This is a genomic window from Desulfovibrionales bacterium (assembly GCA_028715605.1).
Classification (GTDB): Bacteria; Desulfobacterota; QYQD01; order QYQD01; family QYQD01; genus QYQD01.
In genome coordinates this window covers 48,108-64,767 of sequence record JAQURM010000002.1, presented here as the reverse complement: position 1 = coordinate 64,767, position 16,660 = coordinate 48,108, and the positions used below count along the sequence as shown (strand labels likewise).

16 protein-coding genes and 2 tRNA genes are annotated in these 16,660 nt (G+C 48.6%); 8 read left to right on the top strand and 10 right to left on the bottom strand.

All coding sequences use genetic code 11. The features are described 5' to 3' along the window. The 5 genes from purF (at position 1) to PHT49_03035 (ending at position 4,271) form a co-directional block, all read left to right on the top strand. Complete coding sequence (gene purF, locus PHT49_03055; GenBank protein MDD5450857.1) at positions 1-1,413, top strand: amidophosphoribosyltransferase; 1,413 nt, start codon at positions 1-3, stop codon at positions 1,411-1,413. Between the two features lie 7 nt (positions 1,414-1,420). Then, positions 1,421-2,392, top strand: a complete 972-nt coding sequence (locus tag PHT49_03050) for a KpsF/GutQ family sugar-phosphate isomerase (protein ID MDD5450856.1) — start codon at positions 1,421-1,423, stop codon at positions 2,390-2,392. Positions 2,393-2,574: 182 nt separating this feature from the next. Beyond that, the gene (locus PHT49_03045; protein MDD5450855.1) at positions 2,575-4,002 is read left to right on the top strand and encodes an ATP-dependent 6-phosphofructokinase; all 1,428 of its coding nucleotides are present in this window, start codon (positions 2,575-2,577) and stop codon (positions 4,000-4,002) included. Positions 4,003-4,093: 91 nt separating this feature from the next. Next, positions 4,094-4,169 (top strand) — tRNA-Lys (locus PHT49_03040). A 24-nt stretch (positions 4,170-4,193) separates the two neighbouring features. Beyond that, positions 4,194-4,271, top strand: a tRNA-Glu gene (locus PHT49_03035). A 320-nt stretch (positions 4,272-4,591) separates the two neighbouring features. Here PHT49_03035 and PHT49_03030 read toward each other — a convergent pair. Further along, the gene (locus PHT49_03030; protein MDD5450854.1) at positions 4,592-5,986 is read right to left on the bottom strand and encodes an ATP-binding protein; all 1,395 of its coding nucleotides are present in this window, start codon (positions 5,984-5,986) and stop codon (positions 4,592-4,594) included. 803 nt (positions 5,987-6,789) lie between these two features. Here PHT49_03030 and PHT49_03025 point away from each other — a divergent pair. The 3 genes from PHT49_03025 (at position 6,790) to PHT49_03015 (ending at position 8,819) form a co-directional block, all read left to right on the top strand. Next, entirely contained in the window at positions 6,790-6,939 is a 150-nt protein-coding gene (locus tag PHT49_03025) for a hypothetical protein (GenBank protein ID MDD5450853.1), read from the top strand. Positions 6,940-7,404: 465 nt separating this feature from the next. Further along, complete coding sequence (locus PHT49_03020) at positions 7,405-8,196, top strand: type IV toxin-antitoxin system AbiEi family antitoxin domain-containing protein (protein MDD5450852.1); 792 nt, start codon at positions 7,405-7,407, stop codon at positions 8,194-8,196. After that, positions 8,193-8,819: a nucleotidyl transferase AbiEii/AbiGii toxin family protein gene (locus PHT49_03015; protein ID MDD5450851.1), complete on the top strand. Its 627-nt coding sequence runs from the start codon at positions 8,193-8,195 to the stop codon at positions 8,817-8,819. The genes PHT49_03020 and PHT49_03015 overlap by 4 nt, the downstream gene beginning before the upstream one ends. Positions 8,820-9,478: 659 nt before the next feature. Here the strand turns inward: PHT49_03015 and PHT49_03010 are convergent. The 9 genes from PHT49_03010 to PHT49_02970 form a co-directional block, all read right to left on the bottom strand. Beyond that, a complete protein-coding gene (locus PHT49_03010) occupies positions 9,479-10,063 on the bottom strand; it encodes a rubrerythrin family protein (GenBank protein ID MDD5450850.1) in 585 nt (194 codons plus the stop codon). Between the two features lie 86 nt (positions 10,064-10,149). Then, positions 10,150-10,977, bottom strand: a complete 828-nt coding sequence (gene proC, locus PHT49_03005; GenBank protein MDD5450849.1) for a pyrroline-5-carboxylate reductase — start codon at positions 10,975-10,977, stop codon at positions 10,150-10,152. A gap of 336 nt (positions 10,978-11,313) precedes the next feature. After that, positions 11,314-11,538: a type II toxin-antitoxin system HicB family antitoxin gene (locus PHT49_03000; GenBank protein ID MDD5450848.1), complete on the bottom strand. Its 225-nt coding sequence runs from the start codon at positions 11,536-11,538 to the stop codon at positions 11,314-11,316. 365 nt (positions 11,539-11,903) lie between these two features. Then, complete coding sequence (locus PHT49_02995; GenBank protein ID MDD5450847.1) at positions 11,904-12,203, bottom strand: hypothetical protein; 300 nt, start codon at positions 12,201-12,203, stop codon at positions 11,904-11,906. Between the two features lie 143 nt (positions 12,204-12,346). Further along, positions 12,347-12,790: a hypothetical protein gene (locus PHT49_02990; GenBank protein MDD5450846.1), complete on the bottom strand. Its 444-nt coding sequence runs from the start codon at positions 12,788-12,790 to the stop codon at positions 12,347-12,349. Continuing rightward, on the bottom strand, positions 12,768-12,965 hold the full coding sequence (locus PHT49_02985) for a hypothetical protein (protein MDD5450845.1): 198 nt from the start codon (positions 12,963-12,965) through the stop codon (positions 12,768-12,770). The genes PHT49_02990 and PHT49_02985 overlap by 23 nt, the downstream gene beginning before the upstream one ends. A gap of 328 nt (positions 12,966-13,293) precedes the next feature. After that, positions 13,294-13,989, bottom strand: coding sequence for an HD domain-containing protein (locus tag PHT49_02980; GenBank protein ID MDD5450844.1), 696 nt, complete (start codon positions 13,987-13,989; stop codon positions 13,294-13,296). A 181-nt stretch (positions 13,990-14,170) separates the two neighbouring features. Then, entirely contained in the window at positions 14,171-15,094 is a 924-nt protein-coding gene (locus PHT49_02975; GenBank protein ID MDD5450843.1) for a TIGR01212 family radical SAM protein, read from the bottom strand. Beyond that, positions 15,087-16,574 (bottom strand): HD domain-containing protein, encoded by a 1,488-nt coding sequence (locus tag PHT49_02970; GenBank protein MDD5450842.1) that lies wholly within the window; start codon positions 16,572-16,574, stop codon positions 15,087-15,089. Before PHT49_02970 ends, PHT49_02975 begins: the two co-directional genes overlap by 8 nt. Positions 16,575-16,660: the final 86 nt, after the last annotated feature.

Sequence of the window (16,660 nt, the reverse complement as noted above, 5' to 3'; positions counted from 1 at the left end):
ATGAATCTGTGTATCCCTAACCGGCCGCGTGAAGAATGCGGTGTATTTGGCATATATAATCATCCGGAAGCGGCAAAGCTGACCTACTTTGGTCTCTATGCCCTGCAACATCGGGGGCAGGAAAGCGCCGGTATTGTAACCTCAGATGGATCCAAAGTCCGGGAACACAAGGCCATGGGGCTGGTTCCCGATGTCTTTAATGAGGCCATCCTCTCTAACCTTCCCGGCCACATGGCAGTAGGGCATGTGCGTTACTCTACCACCGGCTCTTCCCTCCTTAAAAATGCCCAGCCCTTTACTGTCTGTCATAAGGGAAAGACCCTGGCCCTCGCCCACAACGGCAATCTGATAAATGCCCGAAGCATCCGCAGTAAGCTGGAAAATGAAGGCTCTATATTCCAATCCACCATGGACAGCGAGGTCGTTCTCCACCTGATTGCCAAGTCGGCACACAAGGGACTGGAAGAAGCTGTTATAGACGCCTTTTCTCTGTTAAAGGGGGCTTACTCTATTGTCCTGCTGACGGAAGATAAGTTAATCGCTATCCGCGACCCCCGCGGCTTTCGTCCTCTCTGTCTGGGTAAATTAAATGAGAGCTACGTATTAGCCTCTGAGACCTGCGCCCTGGACCTCATTGAAGCGCAATATATACGCGATGTAGAACCGGGAGAGATAATAATCATCGATCAAAACGGGCTCCGCTCTATAAAACCTTTTCCTGAAGTAAGGCCCTCTTTCTGTATATTTGAGTTGATCTATTTTGCCCGGCCGGACAGCAATATTTTCGGCACCAACGTTTATATGACCCGTAAACGCATGGGAGAATTATTGGCCCGGGAGGCGCAAGTCCAGGGCGATTTCGTTATGCCCTTTCCTGACTCAGGTAATTATGCCGCGGTGGGCGCGGCCCAGGCCTCAGGCATACCCTTTGAGATAGGCGTAATACGCAATCATTATGTGGGGCGGACATTTATTCAGCCGTCACAAACCATGCGTGATTTTGGAGTAAAGGTAAAACTGAACCCGGTCCGTTGCCTGCTTAAAAACAAACGTGTGATAATCGTTGAAGACTCCATCATAAGGGGCACGACATCGCGTACCCGCGTACACACCATCAGGGGAGCCGGGGCCAGAGAGGTGCACATGCTGGTAAGCTGCCCGCCCCATCGCTTTCCCTGCTATTACGGCATAGATTTTTCCAATCTGGGAGAATTAATCGCCTCCAGGTTCTCTGTAGAAGAAATCCGTCGTTATCTCGGGTTGGATAGCTTACATTATCTTAGCCTGGAGGGACTTCTGAAGTCGGTCAATGGTGAGCAAAACCGTTTTTGTCTGGCCTGCTTTGACGGCAATTATCCCCTGCCGCTTGAAGAAGAATTCTCTAAGTTCTGTTTAGAAAAAGGAAAATCTTGAAATAATTATGACACTCGCGCGGGCCAAAGAAGTCCTTCGGATCGAGGCCGAAGGCATTCTAAAACTCATAGATAAGCTCGATAACGAGTTTGTAAGGGCCGTGGAGCTGATCTACGAGATAAAAGGCAGGGTCATTGTCACCGGTATCGGCAAGTCCGGTATCGTGGGCCGGAAAATTGCCGCCACCTTGAGTAGTACAGGCACAGCCGCCCTTTTCCTGCATCCGGTAGAGGCCATGCACGGTGATCTGGGCATGGTAGGCAAACACGATATTGTAATTGCCATCTCCAACAGCGGAGAAACAAGGGAATTAACCGCCCTCATCCCGCAGATCAAGCGCCTGGGAGCCAAGGTCGTGGCCTTAACCGGAAATCTTAAATCCACACTGTCCGCACAAAGTGACATAGCCATAGACGTCGGTGTAAAACGTGAGGCCTGCCCCCTGGGACTGGCCCCTACCGCCAGCACTACGGCTATACTGGCTATGGGTGATGCCCTGGCCGTAACCCTCCTCCATAAACGCAACTTCAACGAGCGGGATTTTTATCGCTACCATCCCGGCGGCAGCCTGGGTGACAGACTGAAAGTCCTGGTCGGTGAAGTCATGTTAAAAGGTAAGAAGATCCCGGTGGTGCCCGTAGGCGCCCACCTTCCCGAGGCCATAAAAGAGTTGAATACGAAAAATATAGGGGCGGTGCTTATAACCAGAGAAAGACAAAAGCTTGCCGGTATCATTACCGACGGTGATCTCAGACGCGTCATCTTACGGTACGACCGTCTTGACAGCATGAAGGTTGAAGAAATTATGACCGCTGACCCTAAAACCATCGGCGCTGATATGCTGGCCGCCGATGCATTAAGCATAATGCAACAACACGAAATCACGGTGTTGCCCATAGTTGACACCCGAAAAAATATAAAGGGAATACTCCATCTCCATGATCTGCTGGGGAAAGGCGAGTTTAAATTTCTCGTGTAAGCATAGAAACCTCCCCGTCTATTTTTTGGTATAATATTAAGAACTTCTCCATAAATTCCGATATAGCTGGCCAGGGACAAAGATTGAAGCTCCCCGTAGGCCGCCAGTGTCGGACCTGGATGGCAAGCAGGGGGGAATACGCTCGCTATGCATATTCAACTAAAACGAAAAGGGGCCGCCCCATGAAAGAGAGCGATTACACCAAAGAAAAAATTGAGACCGCCATACAGACACTCGGGACGGCTAAGATAGGTTCCCCCATCCCGGATATTGACATCGGGAGAGAATATATCAACTTTGCTTCCGATAGCGATCGCATACTCTTTTACCAGAGAGAAAGATACTTTCGCCACTGCCTGGAAAAGAAAATAGATCCGGTCACGCTGGAGCTGGCCGGGCCGCGAAAGAAAATATACTTCGACCCGAAAAAACTGAGATGCGCCATAGTAACTGCGGGGGGGCTGTGTCCGGGTATCAATGACGTAATTCGTTCTATAGTCCTCGCTCTCTACCATACGTACGGCGTACGCCATATCTATGGCATACGCTATGGACTGCAGGGGTTTATTCCCCGATACGGCCATGAGATGCTGGAGTTAACCCCGTCCGTAGTGGCCAATATCCATGAGATGGGAGGGACGTTTCTGGCCTCTTCCCGCGGCCATCAGGACATAGAAGAAATTGTCGACGCCCTGGAAAGACTGAACATCGGCCTGCTCTTCCTCATCGGCGGCGACGGGACCCTTCATGCCGCTGCCTCCATAACGGATGAGGTGGCGCGGCGCGGGGAAAAGATATCCATTATCGGCATACCAAAGACTATCGACAATGATATCTTCCTCGTGTCCAAATCGTTCGGATTTGATACGGCGGTGGAAATGGCCGCCCAGGCCATCCGGTCGGCGCATACCGAGGCCATAGGTGCGCCGAACGGAGTTGGCCTGGTCAAGCTCATGGGCCGGCACTCCGGATTTATTGCGGCCAATGCCGCCCTGGCCCTGAAAGAGGTTAATTTGGTGCTCATCCCTGAGATCGATTTTGATATTGAAGGTGAACACGGCCTCTTGAATGTCTTACAAAAACGGCTCATCGATCGCAAGCACGCGGTTATTGTAGCAGCCGAAGGGGCCGGGCAAAAATATGTGATGGATAAAGAGGTTAAACGCGATCCTTCCGGTAACATCAAATTAGGTGATATAGGCAAGTACTTACGCGACCAGGTCAAAGACTACTTTAATCGGATTAAAATGCCGGTCAACATACGATATATTGATCCCAGTTATATCATCCGCAGCGTTCCGGCGAATGTGAATGACCGTATATTCTGCGGCTTCCTGGGTCAAATGGCCGTCCATGCCGGTATGGCGGGAAAAACAGGCATGCTGGTCAGCCTGTGGAACAACCGCTATGTCCATATCCCCCTGAAGAGCGCCATAGCCCGCCGGAAACAAATTGATCCTAATGGCGGGCTCTGGCTTAGCGTTCTTGAGTCCACCGGTCAGCCGTCTCTTAAGAATCCAGGGCAAATGTCTGCAGAAATATGCCTTCAGGGAAAAAAGCGGACATTAAAAGCCACAAAGCGTCCTGCCTCGAAGCGCAGTAAAGGTTGATTGAATTACGAATGTCTGGTAATGTAGTTTTTTTGGCCTTGACAAGGTTGCTTTGTGTATGTTAGCTATACGGCCTCTTTCCTGCAAATGCGGGCCGTTAACTCAGGTGGTAGAGTATCTGCCTTTTAAGCAGAGAGTCGCTGGTTCGAGTCCAGCACGGCCCACCAGTAAATAACAGAAGAATGCAACACGTCCCCATCGTCTAGTCAGGTCCAGGACACCGGCCTTTCACGCCGGCAACACCGGTTCAAATCCGGTTGGGGACGCCAAATTAAATCAAGGACTTAGGAGCTTGCCCCTAAGTCCTTTTCTTTTTGTGGGGTATGCCCTTGGGGTATTTTTCTTTTGGAAAGTAAACGCGAGGTGTCTTTTAAATCCCGGTTCAAGGCTCTGATATACCGTTCCGTTGTGGCAAGATTCTTGTGTCTGAGAACCCGTTGAACCGCCCCGGCAGACACCTTGTGAGTAGAGGAACTTCGCAAGGCGCTCAAGGGATCCGACGGAAAAGATGAAAAAGCAGCGTAAGCCTTTGAGGCGTGCCAATTTATACCCGGCCTGCACGCCTCAAAAATTTGTTGGATCTGATAAACTACTGGAAAAATGTCCCCACGTCGATAAGCATAACATCTTCTTTCTTTGCCACCTCTTTAAGCTTTTCAGAAAATCCGCTTTTTGAGAATATCATAAAACGCTCGACACGATCGCGTGTACCCCACTTTACCCTGGGGGCTTTCTCTTTCAGGTTCTCGAGGATCGGGAGCCCCAGCGGCTTCGGATTCCACTTCACTTCGCCAAAGTATATGGTTTCTTTATTATCGTCCAGTGCTACGATATCTATCTCGTTGTTCTTATCCCACCACCTGCCAATGGAGTTGAACTCGATGAGACCTTCTTTCATGAGCCGCTGGCACGCCTCGCGACAGACTCGTTCGAAAGCGAAACCAAGGTATGAACCAAATCCTTTCTTGATCTGTTCCATAACCGGCCTTACGTTCTCTATCTCAAGGTGGCTACGGTTGGGAAAGACATACCGGAACCAGAAAGAAAAGAAATGATCCCCTATCTTGTAAAGACCAAGCCTGCTTTTCTCAGGGTTTTTCTCCGTAACCGGTACTTCTTTTTCGACGATACCGAGGCTGCGCAGGATATCGATATACCGGGCCACCATGCTCTTCTCAAAGCCGGACGCTGCCATTATTTCCCCTGGTTTTCTTTTCCCTTCAGACAAGGCCCTTAGTATGGCGAAATAGTTTCTCGGCTCTCTCAATTCCTCCCGTACAAGGAATTCCACTTCCTGATAAAGGAAGGTTCCTTTGCGCAGGATATTGGTTTCTATGTTCCCGAAAATATCGAGGGAAGGATTCAGTTTCTCCAGGTATGCGGGTATTGCGCCGCATACCGCGTATATATACACGAGATCGTCGAACGCCTTCTCCGGAAAAAATCCGGTCAGGGCCTCAAACGGCATTTCCTTCACCTCGAGCGATCCGGTTCTCCGCCCGTAAAGCGGGGCCTTATGAAGCAGAACCTCTCTCTCCATCATGCCTATGCTGGACCCAAGAAGAATCAGAAAAATAGGTGTATTGTTAAGGTGTTCATCGATTCCCTTTTGAAAAACACTGGATATAGCCTTGTTGGCGTTCACTAGATACGGAAATTCGTCAAAAACCAGTACCATCCGAGTCTTGACTCTTTTTGCCAAATACGTGAAAAGTTGCTCCCAGTCTTTAAATCCATTATCCCGCAGGATACTGTCATCGAAGGCTGTTCCCACGATCTGACCGATACTTTTGAGCTGCACCTTTTCGGCAAGAGCGTCCGATAGATAAAAGACAGCGGGCTTGTCTTTGATAAACTCCTGCACCAAACGCGTCTTGCCAACCCTTCGACGACCATAGATTGGAATAAACGAAAAGGATGGCTCCGCGTACCAGTCGTTCAACTGCCTTAGTTCAGTATTCCTGTTAACAAACGTTCGCTCCATGTCCGCCCGGTATAATCGTGATTAGTATAATCGTGATTATACTATTTTAGATGGTAAGTCAACAAAAATAACTGCACCAGTCGTACTTTTCCCGGTGACGCGTGCGCTCAAGCCCACCAGGTGGTGCTCTATCCCTTGGACAAGTTTAAGCAAATTTGAATTTAACATTTTATCAAAAGGTCACGTTACAGAAAAAGCTTCCGTCCGAAACAGACGGAAAGGCTCATGTCCTGATTTGATGAGCTATGGTTAGCGGATAGTCGGTCACGAATCTAACGAGTCTGTAAAAAAGGTGAAAATTAGAATCCGATTCTTCTTTTCTTTGGCGGTGGTTCTGGATTTAGCAATTGCTTTATAAGGTTCACCAACTCGATAATTTGTTCATCATGATCGGTCAATCGCCTCTCGATCTGGGATATTTTCTGCTGCAACTCCTTCTATCCCGCAATGAATTGGCGCAATTTGATGAAGGCACGAACGATAAAGACGCTCACTTCGATGGCTCTTGGGGTGTTTAGAACGCTGGCGGCCATTATGGCGCCGTGCTCGGTAAAAGCGTATGGTAATGCCTTAGAATATTTCAGATTTTCAAGGTGGTCGCAATTTGCGACCACCTTTTGGGACATTAACGAATAACAGTTTTTACGGGGCGAAGCCCACCGTAAGAAGCATAGTTGAACTGAACTGCAAGCTGTTATTGGGAATTTTATCGACTCAGTACAACTATATTGTTTGATCATATATCAGGAATTGATCGATATTCCAAGATCAAACCGTATAGGCACGGAGGATTTGGAGACGGCTTGGCCCAAGAAGACATCAAGGTCGGCATTGTTATTGGTAGGAGGCCGGGTTCGGTTTGCTACGTAGCCGAGACCGGTGCGCTGACGTCTGACCATGTTTGTATGGCCTGCGTCCACAGGGCTGCTCTTATGTTGTTCGAAGCGGAATAAAATGGCCAGACTGGAATAGATAGGGATGTGTGATATAAATCAAGGGGGGTTCATTTCTGAAAGCGACCTTTCGTCAAAAGGTAACGTTAGTGAGGCTGGACTTATACTGATTCAGAACACAGGAATTTGATAGCTTTGGAGGATTCCAGTTGAAATACGAGCAGCATGCTTCGGAAGCCGCAACACTGTAAGCACCCTGAAGGAATGATCCTATGGCGATCAGACCTTGTCTCCGGTGCGTGAGTTTTATGGTATGTATATATAGTACACTGACCACTCACAATACTTTCTCCCAAACCCTCCTCACGTGCCATGATCTGCGGTTACGACCACTTGGGTCATGGCAATGAACAGAAGAGGGGTTAGTTTAAAAAACCATCTAGACATTAACCCTAGGTTGACTAAAACAACAAAAGTTAAACTAACCGCTCGACTTTAGTTTAAAAATATGTTATTTTATGAACCATGAGTAAACAAAATAGATCAAAATTAAACCAACTAATAGCTGAGTGGCCTAGAGGTGCCATTTATGTTGCACCATTCCTTGCTGCCAAAGGCTTCAGCCCTGAGCTCTTGGGAAAATACAAGCATAGTAAGTGGATAAAACCTATCGGAAGAGGCGCCTATGCTCTGTATGGTGATACTGTAGAGTGGGTGGGAGCTCTTTACGCCCTTCAACGACAACTGGGGCTTGAGGTTCATGCCGGAGGAAAAACCGCTCTTGAGCTGAAGGGGTATGCCCACTTCCTTTCCCCTGAGCAAAAAACCCCGGTCTTCCTCTACGGGTATAACGTTCAGAGGCTTCCTGCCTGGATGAGAGAATACAATTGGGCGAGACCTATGGTATATATTCGAACGAAACTCTTCCCAAACGGCTATAGAGAAGGGCTAACGGAATATAATAGCAAAGACTTCTCCGTTAAAATATCTTCGCCCGAAAGAGCAGCAATGGAAATGTTGTATCACGTTCCAAATCGGGTCACGTACGAGGAATCATTGTTGGTAATGGAGAATCTTGTGAGTTTGCGATCCAATGTTGTTCAGAGATTACTCGAAAACTGCAATTCTGTGAAGGTCAAAAGACTATTTATGTACATGGCAAAAAAGCACAATCATCCATGGTTCACTAAGGTAGACACTTCGAATGTAGATTTTGGAAAGGGGAAAAGGAGCATAGTAAAAAATGGAAGGCTAGATACCGAGTATCTCATAACGGTCCCGAAAGGTGATGAACCGATGGAAACGACAATACCGTGAAAAACTCAATCTACTATAGGCAGGCTGAGCTCTTGCTGAGGGTACTGCCTTACGTAAATATGGAACAAGTGTTCGCTTTAAAAGGCGGAACTGCAATTAATTTTTTTGTCAGAAATCTCCCCAGACTCTCCATTGACATTGATCTCGCGTATACTCCATATAATAAGAGAGATGCGGCATTGGCTGATATCACCGGCGCTCTCACAAGGATAGCAGGTCGAATAGCCCGGGTCTTTCCTCGATGCACAATAGTTCACAAGCGACTCCACAATGTTGATGTGCTCAAAGGACTTGTTATCAACGTGGATGCGACCACCGTTAAAATCGAGCCAAACCTGGTTATCCGCGGAACTGTATTTGCTCCCGAGAGCATGGAACTCTCCCCAATGGCTCAGGAGTTATTCCAAATCTCTCTAACCGTCAATGCGCTATCATTTTCAGAGCGTTATGCAGGAAAGATTTGTGCAGCTCTCGACAGACAGCATCCGCGAGACCTTTTCGATGTCGGCATATTATTGAGAGAGGAAGGTCTGACAGAAAAAATACGAAAGGCTTTTATCGTATATCTCATCAGCCATCCGCGGCCATTAATTGAAATTTTGAATCCCAATCCTTGGATATAAAACGCATTTTTGAAAACGAACTCCAAGGTATGACAGTCGAAAGCACTTCCCATGAAGAACTCTTAAATATTAGAACGGAGTTGATTTCCTTAGTAAAAGCTTCGCTCACCAGAAGCGAAAGAGCGTTCTTGATTTCATTCAAGGAGGGAAAGCCCCATTGGGATCTGCTGGGATTAAGGGGAATTGAGGATCTACCCGCCGTACAATGGAAGCTACTGAATATTCTTAGAATGGATAAGTCGAAACGGAATAGAGCCATTCGTAGCTTAAGAGACTACTTAGGAATCTAGCAGATTCCTTTGAATAGACCCCGGTTGCCAAACATCTTTGATCAGCCTTTTTGCTCTATTCGAAATTCCGGTAGAGATTTTTTTCAGGACCGTACTGGAGACATCCGCTTTATTAATCCCCTTCCGCACAGGGGCCACACAGGCATTCTGTCTAGTCCACCAATGTGACCTTTGGTCAAAAGGTAACGTTAGGTGATTAACAAGGTTACCAGCCGTAATACGCAACTTTACGCCGAAGATCGATATATCCCCAGCTTTTTCGCCAATTCCTCAGCATACGGCAGCCTTAGGGCATATATCCTCTCATCCTGCAAATCCTCAATGATGACGTATCCCTTATTGCTTAGATTTGCCTGTGCAAATCTGCAACTAATACTCCTCACACTTGATCTGATAGTAGCTTCTCTCGTGATCGCAGGAAGGACATTTTTCCGGCGGCTCGGTCCCGAAGTGCACATAACCGCACTCCCGGCAGACCCACGATACCTCTTTTTCTTTCTTGAAGACAGTGCCGGCCTCAACCTCTTTAAGTAATTTTTTATATCTTTCCTCGTGATGCTCTTCGGCCCTGGCAATAGCCCTTAACCGCAACGCGATCTCCGGAAGCCCTTCCTTTTCCGCCATATCCGCAAATTCAGGATACATGCTGGTATATTCATAATGCTCGCCCGCGATGGCGGCCTTCAGGTTTTCAGCCGTTGTGCCCAGTACGGTTGGGGCGGCAGCCTCCACCCTGATCTCATCCAGCCGCTCACCGCTCTTCTTTTTCAATTCATTGATCAGCTTGAACAGCCAACTGGCGTGTTCTTTTTCATTCTCCGCGGTAATGAGAAAAATCTCGGCGATTTGCTCAAATCCTTCTTTCTTCGCAATCTTGGAGTAGAAGGAATACCTGTTCCTGGCCTGGCTCTCGCCGATAAATGCCTTCACCAGATTCTCGATAGTCTTCTTCATGGTCTTTACCTCCAGGATCAAGCGATTTTTTATATGTTATCAGCTTCCTATTGTTTTTAACAATATAAAAATTACCCGCATCTGCCCTAACTTTTTAAAACCTCTTCCCTTAACTCCTGCGATCTTCTGGTGGCCGCCTCAACCGTATCCATCAGAATGCCGTTGAGACCCGCCCTGGCCATGACATGCAGACCGGCGATGGTTGTGCCGCCGGGCGAGGTGACCATATCCTTAAGGCAGCCCAGGTGATCACCCGTCTCCATAGCCAATTTCACCGAACCGAGTACAGTCTGCAAAGTAAGTACCCTGGCCACCTCACGGGAAAGCCCCATCCTGACTCCGGCATCAATGAAGGCCTCCATAATGGCAAATACGTAGGCCGGGCCGCTGCCGGAGAGCCCGGTTACGGCATCAAGATACTTTTCTTCAACGGCTACGGTCTTGCCCACAGCAGAGAAAATGTGCTCAGCTATTTGCAAATCCTTGGCGCTGGCCTGATTGCCTCTGGCCAGGGCCGTCGCTCCCTCGCCGATAAGGGCCGGGGTATTCGGCATGACCCGGATGATACGGCTCTTTTCCGGCAGCCTGCCTTCCAGATATAGGAGCGGGATGCCCGCCGCAATGGAAATAAGCAGGTGTTTCGCTGTCATCCCGGGCCTTATTTCATCCAGGACTGCGGCCATCACCTGTGGTTTGACCGCCAGTATAATTACGTCACTCCGGCTGACCAGTTCTTTGTTACTCCGGCAGACATTGATGCCGTAAGTCTCTTTAAGATGTTCCAGACAACCGGCGCTGGTGTCGAACACACAGACCTGCTCAGCCCTTAGCACTTTGGCCTTAAGCAGACCCTTAAGAAGGGCCTCTCCCATCTTTCCGCCACCAATAAACCCTATCTTACCTTTTAGTCCCATTTTTGACCCCTTTATCTTTTGCGTATAACCACAATTAGTTGGGATTCACCTGAAAATCCCCCCGTATCCCCCTTTTCTTCCGCCTCAGGCGGATAAGCATGGAGGAGTTATAATAGCTTTAAGAATTCTTCAATGGTCAGTCCCATATCTTCTATGATTGCAGCCAAAGTTTTTGGCTTGATGTCCCTGCCAGAGTGTATGGGGATAACGACTCGTGCCCCGTCTTTTTTCCTGTAATAGACTGCGTGACTTCCTTTCTGACGATCCAAGACGAATCCAAGACGTTCTCGGCTACTCTTGCAACCTCACGAGCCTTTACGACCGGTAATTTGGGGCTCATACCGCAACTTGAAGTGGCTTGATAAGGATATTTTCGGTAGGAATTGGTTCACTATGGGCTTTCAGACTTTCTATATAAGCCTCGATAGCTTCATGGATGTTGGCAAGGGCTTCTTCGATTGTGTCTCCCTGGCTGTGGCATCCTTTGAGTACGGGGCAAAATACATGATAGCCGGCCCCTTCTTCCTCTTCGATAATTACTGTGTAATACCGGCTTTCCACTGTCGAGCCTCCCTGCTTATTAATTCGGCTTTTGCAAAAAATCATAGGTTAATTCAGCCTTTTTCGCAAGACTTTTATTCCGGTTGTGGGTGTGGACGAAATGGGATGCCTTTCGGGATGCTACAAGAATTGGTATCCGCGATTGAAGCTCCCCGCAGCAAGCTGCGGGGAATCTCCGTATGCAAGGTAAAATGCATCGTATTCGCTCGCTAATCCCGCTGCAAGCAGCGGGGAATGCGTTCGCTATGCATGTTCAAGAGGAAAATGGATGGGCCGAAAGCTACGCACGTTCAACACAAACATCCCGGCCTTCTGCCTCCTGGAATCTATTTCGCGGTTACGCTTTCCTTTATTAACTTACTTTTTTACCCGCGTCCCCATTCTTCTGCTGAAAAGCGTTTTTTGGGTGAACAGTCGATGGTGATCGTATTTCCCGTTATTCGGCCGCCGTTGTCCGTGAAAAGGGCGAAAAACGTCTTCTTCGGTGAACGGTCAACGGTCAACGGTGAACGGTTACATCTGTAGAAGTGCCTTCCGGCCACGGCCCGCCTTCGGCGGGCCAGATGTGCCAGTAAGGCCATATAACGTTCGTGCAGAACGTGCACAAAACTGAAGCTCCCTGCGGCAAGCCGCAGGGAATCTTCGACCGTAAGGAATTTTGCCATTTTTTGATTCATTCGCATTCCCCGCAGCAAGCTGCTGGGAATGCGCTCGCTATTGCGGTTCATAGCCAGATTAGGATTGTCCCATGATCACGGCACACACGGCATGGATCACTCGCGAGAAATGGGCAAAGCGAAGCGGCGCGCTATTTCTCGTCGAGTGCATCCAATTGTTCGGCTTCCTTGAGCTTATCGATATCGATCTTGTCTTGCGGCCTTCCGCTCGCTTCCTTTGCCTGGATCAGGTCAGATCGCGAAATGAACGGAATCTTAAGGTCATCCAATTCAACCACCTCTCGGTTCTTCCATGCCTTTTCAAATTCGACTCCTGGAATCGACATCATAATATCAACCCGCAAAGGTGGTCTTCCCATCTGATAGAAGTAATCCTGGTGGGTGAAGTCATCTGCGGTAAGATTTGCCAGTGGTGCACCAAATTTCTTCAATGCCACATACACCGAATTTGCATTCTCTGGGTCAGTCGCTATCCATACATCAAGATCTTTCGTGAATCGTGGCTCGCTGTATTTCATTACTGCATAGCCGCCCACAACAAGATAGCGAATCTCATGCTTTTCGAAAAGATTCAACAGTTCTCTGAAGTCGGAATTCGTCAGCATCTTTACCTCGAATCAAGAAGTAGTCATGCAGCATTTCCGATACTGCCTCAAAAATGGCACGATCACCTTGGGATTGCCAGAAGCGAATATCGAATGAACGCCTGTCATCCGTGATACGCTGGTAGTTTTCCTCTATTACTCTCATTTCCTCTCCTGCCGAACTTATATATTATATCACCTCTACTTTTTTCGTGAAAATCTGCATGTAAAAGTAATCATATAAGAATTGGCCAAATAACACAATAAGATAAAATGTATTTAAATATTAGGCACATAAGGCCGATAACATAAACCATGGCAGCCTTGTTTTTGTTGAAAATATCAATATTATGTCGGCTCGATATAGGTACGATAATTTATTGTCTGGAGACCTGGTGCAAGGTATTGATTCCGACTTTCGTGGGGAAGCTGTAGCAGAAGAAATGATCAAAATACGCTGTTCAAAACACCGTTCTCTATGCACGGAAAAGGCGCTACTTCAGACCGTTTGTCTCTTCGTGCAACCTTTTAAAGAAGTTCACCATAAAACGGTGACGGCCGCGGGCCAGGCGTTCACCCTCTGCGGTAAGCATGCGGCTGTGAACCTTTTTCAACTTGACACTAAATTCCCGAAAGGCCGTATCTTCTATACTGTAGGGCTCGGTCTGCAAGATATCTGCTTGAGAGTTGTGAAGCCTGGCGCCGATCTCACCGGCAAAAAGAAAGGAGCGGCCTATGCCTACCGCCCCGATGGAGTCAAGTTTATCGGCATCAAAGAGTACACTGGCCTCAAGGGTTTGAGGCTTATTATGGCCTCGAAAGCGGTGGGTGGCGATACAATGCGTAACCGCCCTTATAAGGTCTTCATCACGGGTATGCTTCCGTAAAACCTCTGCGGCCATTTCTGCGCCGCACGCGGCGTGACAAATGCCTCCATTGCTCTTCGTCTCGGCCTCCCGTCCAATGTCGTGCAGAATAGCCGCTAATTTCAGAACATGGAGATCGGCGCCCTCTCTCTCCCCGATATGCACGGCCAGGGTACAGACACGCTCCACATGATCCCAGGCATGGCTCCGGCTGCCATTCTCATAGATACGCCGGGCCTCATCTCTAATCTTTTTTTCTAATTGCTTAAGGTTATCTTTCAACTGATCCATAGTTATCCAGACATACTCAAAACCTAGTAACACGTTAGCTGTTTGAAAAGAGCTAGTCGTCCAGAAAACGGCGCCTCAAAAATCCCCCTTAATCCCCCTTTTTCAAAGGGGAAAGTGTTTCTCCTCCCTTTGGAAAAGGGAGGTCGGGAGGGATTTTAAAATACTTTTTCAAACAGCTAAACTGCTACAAAACTTAATATATCATTAGGCTCGCTCAAATCAGGCTAAAGTATTTGCCCTGAAAGCTGCCCCTTTCCTTGAGAGTAGTTCTTACGGCATTAATCGTACCCGTCTTATCCCTGGCCCAGAGCGGCGCTACTAATTCCTCTGGCCTGGGATCGCCGGTTAAACGCTGAATAACCACATCCGGGGGCATCAATTCCAGGACATCGCAGACCAGGTCCACATATTCCTGCTGCGTAAGGGGGATATATTCGCCTCTTTTAAAAAGACTTTCCATCCCGCTCCCTTTGACCACGTAGAGGAGGTGGATTTTTAACCCCTGGATGTCCAGCCCTGCGACCAGCCGCGCTGTTTCAAGCATATCCTCTTTTGTCTCTCCCGGCAACCCCAGGATAATGTGCACGCAAACAGGAAGTCCCGCCTTCTTCGTCCTATCCACGGCCTGCAAAAAATCGGCTACCGTATGCCCCCGATTGATAAACTCAAGGGTCCGGTCATGGGCGGATTGAAGGCCATATTCCATCCATACCAGATACTTCTCCTGATAGGAGGCAAGAAGGGCCAGGATATCGTCACTGATGCAATCCGGCCTGGTGCCGACAGCCAGGCCAACAATGTCTTCATAAAAAAGGGCTTCCTCATATCTCTGCTTGAGAACAGAAATGGGCGCATACGTGTTGGAAAAGGACTGGAAATAGGCAATAAATTTCCCGGCCCCATACCGCCGGCCCAGAAATGATTTGGCCTGCCTGATCTGTTCGGAAATGGACACGCCCTGCCTGAAAGCGCCGGTACCGGAACCATAGGCGTTACAGTAAATACAGCCTTGCGTCGATTTCGTGCCGTCCCGGTTAGGACACGTAAAACCGGCATCTATAGGTATCTTCTGTACCCGGCATCCATAGAGGCCGCGCAGGTAATGGTTAAGGTCGTTATAGAGCCTGTCTTCAGCCATTAACCGTTAGTTCCCTTAAACGCGCCGTCACCCAGTCTAATGCCTCACCTCGCGTATTTACCCGGCCCTCGACCTGGGCGTCCTCCAGTTCCTCCATCAAGACCTTGAAAAAAGGACCCGGGTCAAGATGAAAGATGTTTATCAAATCATGGCCGGTTATAAGCCGTGGACGGGTAAGAAGCGGTTTTACCTTCTCCTTATAGAAAGTAAGCGTGGTCTCGAAAAGCTGCACCAGCAAGGCCTCGCAATCATCCGGCTTGGCCGGGCCAAGGCCGGCCAGACTATCGGCCATAGCCAGGACGAACAATCCAATAAGCTCATCTCCGGTTTCCCGGATCAAACGTCCCATGGCCCGCGGGGTCACCTCCCCCGACCTTAAGACATTTACCAGATGAAAGGGCCGCATATGGAGATAGATCAGCTTCTCCACAAACTCAAGGTGCCTGTGGCTCCATTTAAGCCTCCGGACAAAATCGGCGAATATAGCCGCACCGACCTGATCGTGGTTGTAAAAGGTGGATTTTTCGCCGTTATCCTCCCACGCCTCGGCGCATCTACGAGCCGTCTTGGGTTTTCCTATATCATGAAAAAGAGCCGCCCATTTAAGGAGGATAGATTTTGCATCATGTTGCAGATACTCCTCTATCTCTCCTGTGTACTTATCAGGGAAATAATCGGCCGGATTAGCCTGGATTTTTTCTATATAGTAAAGGGTAAGAAAGGAATGGCCATAAACATCCAGATGATGGTAGCCATATTGCTGTACGCCGCGCATATCCTCTATTTCCGGACAGATAGTTGAGAAAAGCCCGTCTTCAGCCATCCATCGCAAGGCGGGATAACTATTTCTTGCACCCAACAGGGCGTTCAATTCATAGGCTATGCGCTCTACAGAGGTATTTTTGATGAGTGCCCCGTATTTTCTTATCATTTCACGGGATGCGGGATCTATTTTAAAATCAAGGGTAGCGGCAAAGCGGTAGGCCCTCAGCATACGCAAAGGGTCATCTATTATGCCCTGCTCGCTTATAAAACGGATCAGTCTGTCTTCAATGTCTGCATGCCCGCCCACCGGATCAATAAGGGTTAAAGGGGCCTCAGGCTTATCGTCAGCAAAGCAAACGGCCAGGGCATTTATGGTCAGGTCGCGCAGGCTTAGGTCTTCCTCCAGGGTCCGGCTCCCCTTGCGAAATTCCGCAAAGTCTATCTGATAACCCGCGAAGACCACCCGGGCCACCTTCTCAATATCGTCCAGAAGGATAAAGGCGCCGTGCACGATTTCCGCAAAATTCTGCGCCAGCGCCGGCGCATCTCTGGAAACCGTAAGATCAATATCCTTTACCTCCCGGCCGAGAATCACGTCCCGGATAGTGCCGCCCGCCACGCAAATCTTGATCCCTTCACGTGCGCACCTGCGCACGAATCCCAGGACCTCCGGCGGCAAAAAACTCCGGACATCAAGCCTTAAAAAATCAGCCATGAAATACTTTTAACAGGTAGCAGGGGGTTTTTCAAGAAAATCGACAAACCCAGGTCACGAGATTAAAACAAGGAATTGAGAAATCG